General features: G+C 60.3%; 14 protein-coding genes. 11 read left to right on the plus strand and 3 right to left on the minus strand.

What is annotated here, in order from left to right:
• The first annotated feature begins 5 nt into the window (after positions 1–5).
• The 6 genes from hemP (at position 6) to HCH49_RS07465 (ending at position 5,894) form a co-directional block, all read left to right on the plus strand.
• Positions 6–188 (plus strand): hemin uptake protein HemP, encoded by a 183-nt coding sequence (hemP, locus tag HCH49_RS07440; RefSeq protein WP_094935171.1) that lies wholly within the window; start codon positions 6–8, stop codon positions 186–188.
• Positions 189–265: 77 nt separating this feature from the next.
• Positions 266–2,248, plus strand: coding sequence for a TonB-dependent hemoglobin/transferrin/lactoferrin family receptor (locus HCH49_RS07445; protein ID WP_221702471.1), 1,983 nt, complete (start codon positions 266–268; stop codon positions 2,246–2,248).
• Positions 2,249–2,283: 35 nt separating this feature from the next.
• On the plus strand, positions 2,284–3,312 hold the full coding sequence (gene chuS / locus HCH49_RS07450; protein ID WP_221702472.1) for a hemin-degrading factor: 1,029 nt from the start codon (positions 2,284–2,286) through the stop codon (positions 3,310–3,312).
• Positions 3,309–4,130, plus strand: a complete 822-nt coding sequence (locus tag HCH49_RS07455; protein WP_033145289.1) for a hemin ABC transporter substrate-binding protein — start codon at positions 3,309–3,311, stop codon at positions 4,128–4,130. The genes chuS and HCH49_RS07455 overlap by 4 nt, the downstream gene beginning before the upstream one ends.
• Positions 4,130–5,122 carry a FecCD family ABC transporter permease gene (locus tag HCH49_RS07460; RefSeq protein WP_047061637.1) on the plus strand — a complete coding sequence of 331 codons (993 nt, stop codon included), beginning with the start codon at positions 4,130–4,132 and terminating at the stop codon, positions 5,120–5,122. Before HCH49_RS07455 ends, HCH49_RS07460 begins: the two co-directional genes overlap by 1 nt.
• Positions 5,115–5,894 (plus strand): heme ABC transporter ATP-binding protein, encoded by a 780-nt coding sequence (locus HCH49_RS07465; protein WP_221702473.1) that lies wholly within the window; start codon positions 5,115–5,117, stop codon positions 5,892–5,894. The genes HCH49_RS07460 and HCH49_RS07465 overlap by 8 nt, the downstream gene beginning before the upstream one ends.
• Here the strand turns inward: HCH49_RS07465 and HCH49_RS07470 are convergent.
• Complete coding sequence (locus tag HCH49_RS07470; RefSeq protein ID WP_033145286.1) at positions 5,861–6,784, minus strand: LysR family transcriptional regulator; 924 nt, start codon at positions 6,782–6,784, stop codon at positions 5,861–5,863. The two genes, HCH49_RS07465 and HCH49_RS07470, sit on opposite strands and share 34 nt — an antisense overlap.
• Before the next feature lie 140 nt (positions 6,785–6,924).
• Between HCH49_RS07470 and HCH49_RS07475 the strand changes: the two genes are divergently transcribed.
• From HCH49_RS07475 to HCH49_RS07495, 5 genes are read left to right on the plus strand one after another with little or no spacing between them, the layout of a single operon-like run.
• Positions 6,925–7,632 (plus strand): CoA transferase subunit A, encoded by a 708-nt coding sequence (locus HCH49_RS07475; RefSeq protein ID WP_039262088.1) that lies wholly within the window; start codon positions 6,925–6,927, stop codon positions 7,630–7,632.
• Between the two features lie 2 nt (positions 7,633–7,634).
• Positions 7,635–8,291 carry a CoA transferase subunit B gene (locus tag HCH49_RS07480; protein ID WP_221702474.1) on the plus strand — a complete coding sequence of 219 codons (657 nt, stop codon included), beginning with the start codon at positions 7,635–7,637 and terminating at the stop codon, positions 8,289–8,291.
• A gap of 9 nt (positions 8,292–8,300) precedes the next feature.
• The gene (locus tag HCH49_RS07485) at positions 8,301–9,482 is read left to right on the plus strand and encodes an acetyl-CoA C-acetyltransferase (RefSeq protein WP_221702475.1); all 1,182 of its coding nucleotides are present in this window, start codon (positions 8,301–8,303) and stop codon (positions 9,480–9,482) included.
• A 44-nt stretch (positions 9,483–9,526) separates the two neighbouring features.
• The gene (locus tag HCH49_RS07490; RefSeq protein WP_033145283.1) at positions 9,527–10,918 is read left to right on the plus strand and encodes a GntP family permease; all 1,392 of its coding nucleotides are present in this window, start codon (positions 9,527–9,529) and stop codon (positions 10,916–10,918) included.
• 10 nt (positions 10,919–10,928) lie between these two features.
• Entirely contained in the window at positions 10,929–11,699 is a 771-nt protein-coding gene (locus HCH49_RS07495) for a 3-hydroxybutyrate dehydrogenase (protein WP_221702476.1), read from the plus strand.
• A gap of 40 nt (positions 11,700–11,739) precedes the next feature.
• Here HCH49_RS07495 and selO read toward each other — a convergent pair whose 3' ends face one another.
• Together selO and HCH49_RS07505 are read right to left on the minus strand one after the other, a co-directional pair.
• Positions 11,740–13,182, minus strand: a complete 1,443-nt coding sequence (selO, locus tag HCH49_RS07500) for a protein adenylyltransferase SelO (protein WP_221702477.1) — start codon at positions 13,180–13,182, stop codon at positions 11,740–11,742.
• 61 nt (positions 13,183–13,243) lie between these two features.
• On the minus strand, positions 13,244–13,960 hold the full coding sequence (locus tag HCH49_RS07505; protein ID WP_221702478.1) for an EAL domain-containing protein: 717 nt from the start codon (positions 13,958–13,960) through the stop codon (positions 13,244–13,246).
• Positions 13,961–14,155: the final 195 nt, after the last annotated feature.

Here is a 14,155-nt window from a genome sequence, read left to right on the forward strand (position 1 = left end):
ACATTATGTCACGTACGGATAACAGCGCGGCAACGCAAGAAAAAACACACACAGCGCCAGCCCCCGCCGAGCGTCGCATTGACAGCAAAACCCTCCTCGGCGATGAGGGACGGGTCATTATCGAGCATGACGGACAGCGCTATCTTCTGCGCCAGACCCATGCCGGAAAACTGATCCTCACAAAATAAACAACACCTAAAAATACGCCAGCCACCCAGGTTATCCCCAGGCAGCCAGCGCTTTTCACTTCTTATGGAGAGTTGCTATGCCACACCTGCCTTCCGCATCTTTACGTCCGTCACTTCTGGCGCTGGCGATTGCCAGTACCCTACCGGGCGTCGCGTTCGCCGCCACAGACGACATTACCGTCACCGCCACGGGCAACGCCCGCAGCACCTTTGAAGCGCCCATGATGGTAAGCGTAATTGACGCCAGCGCGCCGGAGAAACAAACCGCAAGCTCGGCGGCCGACCTGCTGCGTAACGTCCCCGGTCTGACGCTGGACGGCACTGGGCGCACTAACGGGCAGGACGTCAACCTGCGCGGCTATGACCGTCGCGGCGTGCTGGTGCTGGTTGACGGCGTGCGTCAGGGCACCGACACAGGTCACCTGAACAGCACCTTTCTCGATCCCGCGCTAATCAAACGTATCGAGGTGGTCCGCGGCCCGTCGGCCCTGCTGTACGGCAGCGGCGCGCTGGGCGGCGTGATCTCTTATGACACCGCCGATGCCAACGATCTGCTCGAACCGGGTAAAAACAGCGGCTACCGCGTGTTTGGAACGGGCGCAACGGGCGATCATAGCCTCGGGATGGGGGCCAGCGCCTACGGCCGCACCGATACGCTGGACGGTCTGGTCTCCTGGTCCAGCCGGGATCGCGGTGATATCCGCCAGAGCGACGGTGCAACCGCGCCTAACGACGAATCCATCAACAACATGCTGGCAAAAGGCAGCTGGAAAATCGCCCCCGCCCAGACCCTGAGCGGCTCCCTGCGCTACTACAACAACGCCGCTCAGGAGCCGAAAAACCCGCAAACCACCGGGGCGGACAGCAGTAACCCGATGACCGACCGCTCCACCATCCAGCGCGATGCGCAGGTTGGCTACCACATTTCACCGGAAGGGTACGACTGGCTGGACGCCGACGCGAAGGTCTACTGGTCCGAAGCGCGCATTAATGCCCAAAACGTCGACGGTAGCGGTGAGTTCCGCAAGCAGACCACCAAAGGCGGCAAGGTGGAAAACCGCACCCGTCTGTTCAGCGACACCTTTGCAGCACACCTTCTGACCTACGGCGGGGAATACTATCGTCAGGAGCAGCATCCGGGCGGGGCAACCACCGGCTTCCCGGACGCGAAAATCGACTTCAGCTCCGGCTGGCTGCAGGATGAGATCACCCTGCGCGATCTGCCTGTTACCCTGCTGGGCGGCACGCGCTATGACAGCTACCGCGGCAGCAGCGACGGCTACAAAGATGTGGATGCAGACAAGTGGTCATCCCGCGCCGGGTTAACCATCAGCCCAACCGACTGGCTGATGCTGTTTGGCTCTTACGCGCAGGCCTTCCGCGCGCCGACCATGGGCGAAATGTATAACGACGCCAAACACTTCTCCATTGGCCGCTTCTATACCAACTACTGGGTGCCAAACCCGAACCTGCGCCCGGAAACCAACGAAACGCAGGAGTTTGGTTTTGGCCTGCGCTTTGACAATCTGATGCTTGCCAACGATGCGCTGGAGTTTAAAGCCAGCTATTTCGACACCAAAGCCAAAGACTATATCTCCACCACCGTCGATTTTGCCGCCGCGACCACCATGTCGTACAACGTTCCGAACGCCAAAATCTGGGGTTGGGATATGATGGCAAAATACTCGGCCGATCTCTTCAGCCTCGATCTGGCCTACAACCGCACGCGCGGGAAAGACACCGATACGGGCGAGTACATCTCCAGCATTAACCCGGACACCGTCACCAGCAAGCTGGATATCCCGGTGGCGCAAAGCGGATTCTCCGTCGGCTGGATCGGTACTTTTGTCGATCGCTCAACGCATATCAGCGGCAGCTATAGCAAGCAGCCGGGCTATGCGGTCAACGATTTCTACGTGAGCTACAAAGGCCAGGAGCGGCTCAAAGGCGTGACCACTACGCTGGTGCTGGGCAACGCCTTTGACAAAGCGTACTGGTCACCTCAGGGCATTCCGCAGGACGGTCGTAACGGCAAGATTTTCGTAAGCTATCAGTGGTAATTCCCTTCGGGGCAACTATTCAGAAGGAAGAGACAATGAATCACTACACGCGCTGGCTTGAGCTAAAAGAAGCCAATCCGGGTATGTACGCGCGCGACGTCGCGGGGTTAATGAACATCAGTGAAGCAGAGCTGACCTTTGCCCGCGTAGGTCACGACGCCTGGCGACTGTGCGGTGAAATCCGCGAGATCCTGGGCGCGCTGGAGGCGGTGGGCGAAACCAAATGTATCTGCCGCAACGAATACGCCGTACACGAGCAGGTCGGGAGATTTACCAACCAGCACCTGAACGGCCACGCCGGGCTGGTGCTGAACCCGCGCGCGCTGGATCTGCGCCTGTTCCTCAACCAGTGGTCGAGCGTGTTTCACATCAGTGAAGCCACCGCACGCGGCGAGCGGCAGAGCATTCAGTTCTTCGATCACCAGGGCGATGCCCTGCTGAAGGTCTACGCCACGGACAACACCGACGTTTCCGCCTGGGGCGACGTGCTGACCCGCTTTATCTTTGCCGACAACCCGCCGCTGGCGTTGAGGATAGCCGATGCTCCGGCTCATGCAGAAAACGCAAATGCCGCTCTCGTGGATAACGAGTGGCGCGCCATGACCGACGTTCATCAGTTCTTCAGCCTGCTCAAGCGCCATAACCTCAGCCGCCAGCAGGCGTTTCGCCTGGTGGGTGACGATCTGGCCTGCCGGGTAGAAAACACCGCGCTGGCGCAACTCCTTGAGACGGCGCGTCGGGACGGTAACGAAATCATGGTCTTCGTCGGCAACCGCGGCTGCGTGCAGATCTTCACCGGCGCGGTGGAAAAGCTGGTGCCAATGAAAGGCTGGCTGAACGTCTTTAACCCAACCTTTACCCTGCATCTGCTTGAAGGATCCATTGCGGAAACGTGGGTCACGCGCAAGCCGACGGCTGACGGGCATGTCACCAGCCTGGAGCTGTTTGCCGCCGACGGAACGCAAATCGCCCAGCTGTACGGCCAGCGTACGGAAGGCGAACCGGAGCAGAGCCAGTGGCGCAGCCAGATTGACGCCTTAACGGCGAAAGGGCTGGCCGCATGAAACGGTGGCTTGCCCTGCTTAGCGCCCTGCCCCTGCTGGCGTCTGCGGCGCCGCAGGAGAAAATCGTTACCCTCGGCGGCGACGTCACCGAGATTGTCTACGCTCTCGGCGCGGCGCCCTCGCTGGTGGCCCGCGACAGCACCAGCCAGTGGCCGCAGGCGGCGAATTCGCTGCCTGACGTGGGCTATCTGCGCCAGCTCAATGCGGAAGGGATCTTATCCATGCGCCCCACGCTGGTGCTGGCCAGCGCTCAGGCGCAGCCGTCTCTGGCGCTAAAGCAGGTTGAGCAAAGCCACGTCAGGGTGATCGCTGTTCCTGCCAGTAACGACCTGAACGTCATTGACGAAAAGGTGCGGATCGTCGCTGAAGCGACGCACCGCGAGGTCGAGGGGGAGGTCCTGCGCAGCACGCTGCGCCAGGCACTGTCGGCGCTTCCCGCGTCGCCGCTCAATAAGCGGGTACTGTTTATTCTCAACCACGGCGGGATGACCGCCATGGCCGCCGGACAACAGACCGGCGCGGATGCTGCCATTCGTGCGGCGGGGCTGCAGAACGCGATGCAGGGGTTTACCCGCTATCAGCCGCTGTCTCAGGAAGGCACGATAGCCAGCCAACCCGATCTGGTGGTGATTTCTCAGGACGGTCTCAACGCCCTGGGCGGTGAAGCGAATCTGTGGACGCTGCCCGGCCTGGCGCAAACCCCGGCGGGACGGAACAAGCAGGTGCTGGCGATTGACGATATGGCGCTGCTGGGCTTCAGCGTGCGAACGCCGGAAGCCATCCAGCAGCTGCGTGCCAAAGCGGAGCTGCTGCCCTGATGTCCCGGCGGATCGCCTTATCGTTATGGATGCTGACCGCGATCCTGACCATCATGACGCTCGCAGCGACCGGGGTTGGGGCATTACACCTGCCGATCAGCCTGATGTGGAACGGGACCGACGAGGCGCTGCGTCAAATCTGGCTGACAATCCGCCTGCCTCGCGTGCTGCTGGCGCTGGCGATCGGCGGTTCACTGGCGCTGGCGGGTTGCGTGATGCAGGGGCTGTTTCGAAATCCGCTGGCAGACCCGGGACTGCTCGGCATCAGCAGCGGCGCGGCGCTCGCCGTTGCGCTGTGGGTGGTTCTTCCGCTCTCGCTGCCTGCACTGGTGATGCTGTATGCCCCGATGCTGGCGGCGTTTCTCGGCGCGCTGGCCGCCACCTTCGTGATTTTCCTGCTCAGCCGTCAGCGTGACGCTTCCCTGTCGCGCCTGCTGCTGGTGGGAATTGCCATCAACGCCCTGTGCGGCGCGGCCGTCGGGGTGCTGTCATGGCTCAGCAATGATTCCCAGCTTCGCCAGCTTTCGCTCTGGGGAATGGGCAGCCTCGGCCAGGCGCAGTGGTCAACGCTGCTGGTCGTCGCGTCGCTGATGGTTCCCACCGTGCTCGCGATCTGGCGTCTGGCAGGCGCCCTCAACCTGCTGCAGCTGGGCGACGAAGAGGCACATTACCTCGGCGTGGAGGTTGCCGCCGTGCAGCGGATCCTGCTGTTGTGCAGCGCCCTGCTGGTGGCCGCCGCCGTTGCGGTCAGCGGCGTGATCGGCTTTGTCGGCCTGGTGGTGCCGCACCTGGTGCGCATGTGGCTGGGAGCCGACCACCGGGCCGTGCTCCCCGGCTCGGTGCTGGCCGGCGCGTTGCTTCTGCTGGTTGCCGATACGCTGGCGCGCAGCCTGGTCGCACCGGCGGAAATGCCGGTCGGCTTACTGACCAGCCTTCTCGGCGCGCCGTGGTTTCTGTGGCTTATCTTTCGTCGCGGAGGTGCGCATGGCTGAACGCTATTGTGCTGAAAACCTTGTTTTTCGCGCCGGACAACGCACGCTGATTGACGACGTGTCGCTGACCTTATCTCAGGGCGAGCTGGTGGCGCTGATTGGCCCCAACGGCGCCGGGAAATCAACGCTGTTGCGGCTGCTGACCGGCTACCTTAAACCTGCGGGCGGACGGTGCAGCCTGGCGGGCACACCGCTTGCGGCCTGGCAGCCGAACAGGCTTTCCCGCTACCGGGCGGTAATGCGCCAGAACACGCAGCTCGGATTTGACTGGCCGGTTGAGGCGGTCGTCGGTATGGGGCGAGCGCCCTGGACCCGCACGCCTGAAGCGACGGTTATTGAGGAGGTCATGGCCGTCACCGGCTGTTTACCGCTGGCGGGCAGGCAGTTTGCCGCACTCTCCGGCGGCGAGCAGCAGCGCATCCAGCTCGCCCGCGCGCTGGCTCAGCTTTGGTGCGACGGCGCGCCGCGCGGCTGGCTGTTCCTTGATGAACCCACGTCTGCGATGGATCTCTATCACCAGCAGCATCTGCTGCGCCTGCTGAAATCCCTGACCCGTCGGGGTCATCTGCACGTTTGCGCGGTGCTGCACGACCTTAATCTGGCGGCGCTGTGGGCGGACCGCATCCTGCTGCTGCATGACGGCAGAATCGTGTCCCAGGGAGCACCGGAAACCGTTTTGCAGACCGACGCGCTGGCGCGCTGGTACGGCGCGCAGGTTATCGTCGGCAGGCATCCGGCTCACGCCGCGCCGCAGGTGTTTCTCGCCCCCTGATTGGGCTGGTAAAAATCTTTCAGCGTTTCCAGCAGGGCATGCGCCGCTTTAGAGAGCTGCGTGTGTCCTGGATGGATCGCTCCAATGCACTTTTCTATCGGCGGGTTATCCAGCGGAATACAGACCGCGCCCAGCGCAGTCATCTGCGCCTCGCAGAGCGCCGGAACGGCGCTGCCGCCCAGCCCGCTCGCGACCATTCGCCCGACCGTCACCAGCTGATGACTCTCCAGCGCCACGTCCAGCTTTCTGCCGCTTCGCGCCAGCTCCTCCTCCATCATCAGACGTACCGCCGACGGGCGCTGCAGGGTGATGAAATCCAGCGTCAGCAGCTCTTCCCATGACAGGCGCTTCTTGCCTGCCAGCGAGGAATCTTTCGGCACAATGGCCACAAACCTGTCGAGGCCCAGCGGAGTAAACAGCAGGTTGTGCGTTGGCGCGGGCTCAAAGGCGATGCCCATCTCGACCCGCCCTTCCCGCACCATCTCTATCACCTGCTCGTTAATGACATCATGCACGGTGACGTTGATCCCGGCATGGCGATCGCGAAACGCTTTTAGCACCTCGGGCAGGACATTCGCGGCAAACGACGGCATGGCCGCAACCGAAATTTTACCGCGCTGCAGGGTAAAGCACTGGTGCATCGCCTCTTCGACGTTATCCCAGTCGGCAAGCAGCTGGCGCGCCATCGGCAAAAACGTCTCTCCCTCCTGCGTCAGCGCGACCTTGCGCGTGCTCCGCTGCAGCAGCGGTCCGCCGAGCGCATCCTCCAGCGCTTTAATCGTCAGGCTCAGGGCCGGCTGGGAAAGATTCAGCCGTTCGCTTGCGTGCGCGAAATTGAGAGTGTGAGCTACCGCTAAAAACGCGCGTAACTGTTTGACACTCATTCTCATTTTTCATCCTGTTAACTAATTGAAAAAATTTAGTTAACAGGAAATTAATAAAAAAACCAAATGAGTGGGTCACAAATTCAAAATTAACAAATGAGTCGCCGCCCCTAATGATACCGGCACGGATAACGGGAGGGATGACTATGGCGGGACTGGATAAGCGCGTCGGCAGCTATGCGCGGGCGCTGGATGGGCTGACGGACGGAATGACCTTGCTGGCGGGCGGCTTCGGCCTGTGCGGGATTCCGGAGAACCTGATTGCAGAGGTCAGACGCCGTCAGGTGAAAGATCTGACGGTGGTATCAAACAACTGCGGCGTGGACGGTTTCGGTCTCGGGATATTGCTCGAAACGCGGCAGGTTCGCAAAGTGGTGGCCTCTTACGTCGGCGAGAACGCCCTGTTCGAACAGCAGGTGCTGAGCGGCGAACTGGAGATTGAACTCACGCCTCAGGGCACGCTGGCGGAAAAGGTACGCGCGGGCGGCGCGGGCATTCCGGCATTTTACACGGCCACCGGCTACGGCACGCCCGTGGCTACCGGCAAAGACGTGCGCCAGTTTGCGGGGAAGCACTACATCCTTGAAGAGGCCATTACCGGCGATTTCGCGCTCATTAAGGGCTGGAAAGCGGACTGGTACGGCAACGTTGTCTATCGGCATACCGCGCAAAATTTTAATCCGCTGATGGCAACGGCGGGCCGGATAACGGTCGTCGAGGTGGAAGAGATAGTTCCCCCGGGCGAGCTGCCCCCGTCGGCCATTCATACCCCGGGAATTTACGTCGACAGGCTGATTGTCGGCCAGTTTGAAAAACGCATTGAACAGCGCACCCTGCGCGCGGAAGGAGTCTGACGATGTTAACCCGTGAACAGATGGCCATGCGCGTCGCCCGCGAGCTGCGCGACGGGTATTACGTCAACCTGGGGATCGGTATTCCTACCCTGGTGGCGAACTACATTCCGGACGGAATGGACGTGATGCTCCAGTCGGAAAACGGGCTGCTGGGGATGGGGGCTTTTCCTGACGAGCAGAGCCTTGACGCCGACATGATCAACGCCGGTAAACAGACCGTGACCGCGCGCACCGGCGCGGCCATTTTCGACTCGGCCCAGTCGTTTGCCATGATCCGCGGCGGTCATGTGGATCTGACCGTGCTGGGCGCGTTTGAAGTGGACGTCGAGGGCAATATCGCCTCGTGGATGATCCCCGGAAAGATGGTCAAGGGCATGGGCGGCGCGATGGATCTCGTGGCCGGGGCGCAGAACATCATTGTGGTGATGACCCACGCCTCGAAAAGCGGTGAGTCAAAGCTGCTGCCGCGCTGCACGCTGCCGCTCACGGGTGCGGGCTGTATCCGTCGGGTCTTGACCGACCTCGCGTTGCTGGAGATCGAGGACGGCGCGTTCATCCTGCGGGAATACGCCCCCGGCGTCAGCATCGACGAAATTGCGGCTAAGACATCCGGGAAAATGATTGTGGCGGACGACGTTCGCGAGATGCGCTTCAACTGAGGACTCACGATGAAAGAAGTCATGATTGTCGGGGCAACGCGAACCCCCATTGGTAGTTTTCGCGGCTCGCTATCGTCCCTTTCAGCGGTTGAGCTGGGGGCCGTCGCGGTGCGGCACCTGCTGGAGAACAGCAATCTTCTCGAAGAACAGGTAGATGAACTGATTTTCGGACAGGTGCTAACCGCGGGATGCGGGCAAAACCCGGCGCGTCAGACGGCCATCGCCGCCGGATTACCCGTCAGCACGCCGGCGACAACGGTCAACCTGGTGTGCGGTGCGGGCCTAAAAGCGGTGCAGCTCGCCGCGCAGGCGATCCGCTGCGGCGACGCGGACGTGGCTATCGCTGGCGGTCAGGAGAGCATGAGCAACGCCCCCTATCTGCTGGACGGCGCGCGTTCAGGGCTGCGTTTTGGCCATACGGGCCTGCAGGACAGCATGATTACCGACGGGCTGTGGGACGCGTTCAACGATTACCACATGGGGATCACCGCTGAAAACGTCGCCCGGGAGAATGCCATTTCCCGCGAGCAGCAGGACGCCTTCGCCGCCCGGTCGCAGCAAAAAGCGGCCTTTGCCATCGAAGCGGGTCGGTTTGACGCCGAGATTGCGCCGGTGACGGTAAAACAGGGCAAAAAAACGCCGCTTATCGTCAGCCGTGACGAACAGCCCCGGCCTGGCACTACCGCTGAGCAGCTGGCGCAGCTGCGCCCCGCCTTTTTGCAGGCGGAAGGCACGGTCACGGCCGGAAATGCGTCGACGCTCAACGACGGTGCCGCCGCGGTGCTGCTGATGAGCGGCGAAAAGGCGCGGGAGAGCGGTTTGCCGATCCTCGGTCGCATCGTGAGCTACGCCGTGACGGGCGTTGACCCGTCGGTAATGGGCATCGGTCCGGTCAGCGCCTGCCGGACGGCGCTGGCGAGGGCGGGCTGGACGCTCGATGACGTGGATCTCATTGAAGCCAATGAAGCCTTTGCCGCCCAGGCGCTGGCGGTAGGCAAGCAGCTCGGCTGGGATGAGCGCAGGGTGAACGTTAACGGCGGCGCTATCGCCCTGGGTCATCCGATTGGCGCCTCCGGCTGCCGCATCCTCGTGACGCTGCTGTACGAAATGCAGCGCCGTGACGTCAAAAAAGGGCTCGTCACCCTGTGCGTGGGCGGCGGACAAGGCATTGCTCTGACCGTCGAGCGTTAAGCATCTCGTTGGTACCCGAATAATAATTAAAGTGAGGAGTCGTAATGAGTGTGTTAATTGCCCTGGCGGCGCTGGCGCTGCTGATGCTGGCGGCCTATCGCGGATACAGCGTTATTTTGTTTGCGCCGATTGCGGCGCTCGGCGCCGTGCTGCTGACCGATCCGGGTGCCGTCGGCCCGACGTTTACCGGCCTGTTTATGGAAAAGATGGTGGGCTTCGTCAAGCTCTACTTCCCGGTGTTCCTGCTGGGGGCCGTTTTCGGCAAGCTGATTGAGCTTTCCGGTTTCTCACGATCCATCGTCGCGGCCGCGATTCAGATCCTCGGTCGTCGCCACGCCATTCCGGTGATCGTCCTGGTGTGCGCGCTGTTAACCTACGGCGGCGTGTCGCTGTTCGTGGTGGCATTTGCGGTGTATCCGTTTGCCGCGGAACTGTTCCGCCAGAGCGGCATCCCCAAGCGGCTGATCCCGGCCACCGTGGCGCTGGGGGCATTTTCGTTTACCATGGACGCCCTGCCCGGCACGCCGCAGATCCAGAATATCATCCCCACCAGCTTCTTTGGCACGAACGCCTGGGCCGCGCCGTGGCTTGGGCTTATTGGCTCTCTGTTTATTATCGTCTTTGGCCTGCTCTGGCTGGAGCGCCAGCGTCGTAAGGCGTTCAATAACAACGAAGGCTACGGCACGGATCTGAAAAATGAACCCGAGACGCCGGATAACATTAACCTTCCGCACCCGCTGATTGCTATCTCCCCGCTGCTGGTGGTGGGCATACTGAACCTGCTGTTTACCCGCTGGATCCCCGGCTGGTACGGCACAACCCACCAGCTTACTCTGCCAGGCCTGGCGAAACCGATTGTCACCGAGGTGGGCAAGATCACCGCCATCTGGGCCGTCGAGGCGGCGCTGATCTCCGGTATCGTGCTGGTGCTGATTTTTGGCTTTCGCAATATCCGGGGGCGTCTGGCTGAAGGCAGCCGGACCGCGGTGAGCGGTGCCATTCTGGCGGCGATGAATACCGCCTCGGAATACGGTTTCGGCGCGGTGATCGCCGCCCTGCCCGGGTTCCTGGTGTTATCCAAAGCGCTGGCGGCCATCCCGAATCCGCTGCTGAATGAGGCCATCAGCGTGACCGTCCTCGCGGGGATCACCGGATCGGCGTCCGGCGGGATGAGCATTGCCCTAGCCGCCATGTCAGACTCGTTTGTCGCCGCCGCCCACGCCGCCAATATTCCGCTTGAGGTGCTGCACCGCGTGGCCTCGATGGCGAGCGGGGGGATGGATACCCTTCCCCATAACGGCGCGGTGATTACCCTGCTGGCGATTACCGGCCTGAGCCATCGTCAGGCCTACGGCGGCATTTTCGCTATCACCCTCATTAAAAGTCTGGCAGTGCTTTTTGTCATTGCCGTGTTCTATCTGACCGGCATTGTGTAAGGAGAGAAAGATGAATCTGAACGGTAAGACCGCGCTGGTGACGGGCTCGACCAGCGGCATTGGACTTGGGATCGCCCGCGTGCTGGCGAAGGCCGGAGCGCAGCTGATCCTCAACGGTTTCGGCGACAGCGAATCAGCAAGAGAAGAGATTGCGCAACTGGGCAAAAAGCCAGGCTATCACGATGCGGACCTGCGTGACATGCTGCAAATTGAAGCCATGATGCGCTACGCCGAATCGCAGTTTGGCGGCGTGGACATTCTTGTCAACAACGCCGGGATACAGCATGTCGCGCCGGTTGACGCGTTTCCGGTGGAGAAATGGAACGACATTATCGCCATCAACCTCTCCTCGGTATTTCACACCAGTAGGCTGGCGCTGCCCGCCATGCGCGAGAAAAACTGGGGGCGCATCATTAATATCGCCTCCGTTCACGGGCTGGTCGCCTCAAAAGAGAAGTCAGCCTACGTTGCCGCCAAGCATGGCGTAGTGGGCTTTACGAAATCGCTGGCGCTGGAAACCGCCCGCACCGGTATTACCGCCAATACCATCTGCCCCGGCTGGGTACTGACGCCGCTGGTGCAACAGCAAATCGACCAGCGCATCGCTGAAGGCGTCCCGCCGGAGCTGGCTCGCGATCGGCTTCTCGCGGAGAAACAGCCTTCGGGCGAGTTTGTCACTCCGGAGCAGCTGGGTGAACTGGCGCTGTTTTTGTGCAGCGATGGCGCCGTGAACGTTCGCGGCGCCGCGTGGAATATGGATGGCGGCTGGGTTGCGCAGTGACTTTTGCCGGGTAAGGCGACGCCTCCACCCGGCAAAATCTCTAACTTGAGCAGCTGACCTCCAGCCGCTTGCCCCAGTCAGGCGGGCGGCTGACGTAGTCATCATCCCGCTCGGCAAACGGCGTGCGCAACGCCAGATGCAAACGGTGTAGCTCGTCGTATTCCCCCTGCTCTGCCTGCTCAATCGCCCGCTGCGCCAGCCAGTTGCGCAACACCATCGCGGGATTTGTCGCGTTCATCTGCGTCTGGCGGGTAGCGTCGTCCACCTGCTCCTGCTGCAGCCGCGCGCGGTAAGTGGCAAACCAGTCGTCAAACGCCTGTCTGTCAATAAACTCGTCGCGCAGCGGTGAGGCCGCACTGTGCTGCTCCGTCTGGCCCAGCATCCGGAAGGTACGGGTATAATCGCTGCCCTCGCGCGCCATGAGGGCAAACAGACCGTTGAGGATGTCGTTATCGCCCCTCTCCTGCGTCATCAGCCCCAGCTTGTTGCGCATCAGCGAGCCGTATTCTCGCAGCAATATGTCCTGATAGCTGTCGAGCGCATCATTGAGGGCATCTACGTCGATGAACGGCGACAGGGTTTGCGCAAGCCGCTGCAGGTTCCACAGGCCAACCGCGGGCTGATTGTCAAAGCTGTAACGTCCCTGATAGTCGGAGTGGTTGCAGATATAGCCAGGCTGATAATCGTCCAGGAAACCAAACGGACCGTAATCAAAGGTCAGCCCGAGGATCGACATGTTGTCCGTATTCATGACGCCATGGGCAAAGCCCACCGTTTGCCAGCGGGCAATCAGGCTTGCGGTACGGGCAACCACATCCCTGAACCAGAGAACGTATTTATCCGCCTCGTCCTGCAAATGCGCCCAGTGGTGACGAATGGCAAAATCAGCCAGCTGGCGAACCTTGTCCGGCTCGCGGCGATAGTAAAAGTGCTCAAAATGGCCGAAGCGCAAATGGCTTTGCGCAATACGCATCAGCATTGCCCCTTTTTCCACCGTTTCGCGCGCTACCGGCGTATCGCTGGTGATAATCGACAGCGCGCGCGTAGTGGGAATACCCAGGGCATGCATCGCTTCGGACGCCAGGCACTCGCGAATCGTTGAACGCAGCACCGCGCGCCCGTCGCCCATTCGCGAATAGGGAGTAAGGCCTGCCCCTTTCAGGTGCCAGTCAACCGTTCCCCCGTTGGGAAGCCGTTGTTCGCCGAGCAGGATCCCCCTGCCGTCGCCCAGCTGCCCCGCCCAGACGCCAAACTGATGTCCGCTATAGACCTGAGCCAGAGGTTGCATCCCGGCGAGAAGCGTTTCACCGCCCCAGACGCCAGCGCCCTCTGAAAGCTGAAACAGCTCAGGCGGAATGGCCAGTTCTTCTGCCAGCAAATCGTTGTGCCAGATAAGGCGTGAATTTTGTAACGGTGTTGGTTTGAGTGCGGTGTAAAAGCCAGGCAACTCGTCATGCCAGTGAGCAGTAAAAGACAGGGTCATAGGTCCTCCTGCTTTTAGTGTAGAGGGTTTACCCGGACTTAAACACGGGCGAAAGCAAGGGTTATCGCTGCTGAACCAGCGATGTAACGTGCTCCGCAGAGACGGCTGGCCAGAGTGCGCCCTGCATGGCGCCAAAATTGAAGGACAAAACGCGTTGCAACAGGCCGTGGTCGTCAATGCCCGCGACGATAACTGACTGGCAGTGCGGTGTGATTTGCCAGAGGATGGCGCGCATAAAAGGCTCAAAAGAGAGCTCCGGGGCACGCTGCTGAATGAAGCCTTTGTCGAGAATAACCCGTTTAAATAATCCATCATAGACCGCTTTGAGCGATGCGGCACCTGCGCCAAAGTTTGCCAGGACCAACGGGAAATGGATTGCCATTCTCGCCAGCTGCAGATCGTCCTTTCCGTTATTTAAACCTGGATAATTCTCATTAACAGTAAACTCAAGAAACGGGTAACGCTCAAGGATTGAAACAGCGTTTCTATTACTTAATAAAAATTCAACTATTGCAGGTGTAATATTGATCCATGCAATTAACTGATGCTGAATAAAAAACAGTTTACAGGTATCAAGCAATTGCAATTTTTCGTTAAACAGCACTAACTCTTCAGCTGCTGAAAGCCGAGGGATAACGAGCTCAGTGGGGATCCGCACATCGCTGCCGACGCCAGTAAAGTTAACCAGAACCTCTAAACCTTTAAGCTCCCCTGCACTATTACGAGCAGGCAGAAGCAGCAGTTCAGACTGGTAAGCATTATCTAGCGTAATAATCATTGCACTCGCTCCGCATTAAAGATGAGAGAGGACATCCTGGAGCAATTGCCGACACAATTCCACTGTCTTGATTTTAATAAGATTAATTTCATTAGTTCCGTATTTATTTTCAGATTTATCCCTGAATCTAAAATAATTTTATCCTGGTTGCCGAATAATAGCCAGTTTTAGATAAAACAGACACATGCAGGATTC

Source organism: Enterobacter sp. Y17, from assembly GCF_019730495.1.
Lineage (GTDB): Bacteria > Pseudomonadota > Gammaproteobacteria > Enterobacterales > Enterobacteriaceae > Enterobacter > Enterobacter asburiae_B.

Bases quoted from the DNA above. Each gene is read 5' to 3' on its own strand.
- chuS (WP_221702472.1), top strand. From the start codon at position 2,284: ATGAATCACTACACGCGCTGGCTTGAGCTAAAAGAAGCCAATCCGGGT.
- HCH49_RS07470 (WP_033145286.1), bottom strand. From the start codon at position 6,784: ATGAGAATGAGTGTCAAACAGTTACGCGCGTTTTTAGCGGTAGCTCAC.
- selO (WP_221702477.1), bottom strand. From the start codon at position 13,182: ATGACCCTGTCTTTTACTGCTCACTGGCATGACGAGTTGCCTGGCTTT.
- HCH49_RS07445 (WP_221702471.1), top strand. From the start codon at position 266: ATGCCACACCTGCCTTCCGCATCTTTACGTCCGTCACTTCTGGCGCTG.
- HCH49_RS07495 (WP_221702476.1), top strand. From the start codon at position 10,929: ATGAATCTGAACGGTAAGACCGCGCTGGTGACGGGCTCGACCAGCGGC.
- HCH49_RS07465 (WP_221702473.1), top strand. From the start codon at position 5,115: ATGGCTGAACGCTATTGTGCTGAAAACCTTGTTTTTCGCGCCGGACAA.
- HCH49_RS07480 (WP_221702474.1), top strand. From the start codon at position 7,635: ATGTTAACCCGTGAACAGATGGCCATGCGCGTCGCCCGCGAGCTGCGC.
- HCH49_RS07505 (WP_221702478.1), bottom strand. From the start codon at position 13,960: ATGATTATTACGCTAGATAATGCTTACCAGTCTGAACTGCTGCTTCTG.
- hemP (WP_094935171.1), top strand. From the start codon at position 6: ATGTCACGTACGGATAACAGCGCGGCAACGCAAGAAAAAACACACACA.
- HCH49_RS07475 (WP_039262088.1), top strand. From the start codon at position 6,925: ATGGCGGGACTGGATAAGCGCGTCGGCAGCTATGCGCGGGCGCTGGAT.
- HCH49_RS07485 (WP_221702475.1), top strand. From the start codon at position 8,301: ATGAAAGAAGTCATGATTGTCGGGGCAACGCGAACCCCCATTGGTAGT.
- HCH49_RS07455 (WP_033145289.1), top strand. From the start codon at position 3,309: ATGAAACGGTGGCTTGCCCTGCTTAGCGCCCTGCCCCTGCTGGCGTCT.
- HCH49_RS07460 (WP_047061637.1), top strand. From the start codon at position 4,130: ATGTCCCGGCGGATCGCCTTATCGTTATGGATGCTGACCGCGATCCTG.
- HCH49_RS07490 (WP_033145283.1), top strand. From the start codon at position 9,527: ATGAGTGTGTTAATTGCCCTGGCGGCGCTGGCGCTGCTGATGCTGGCG.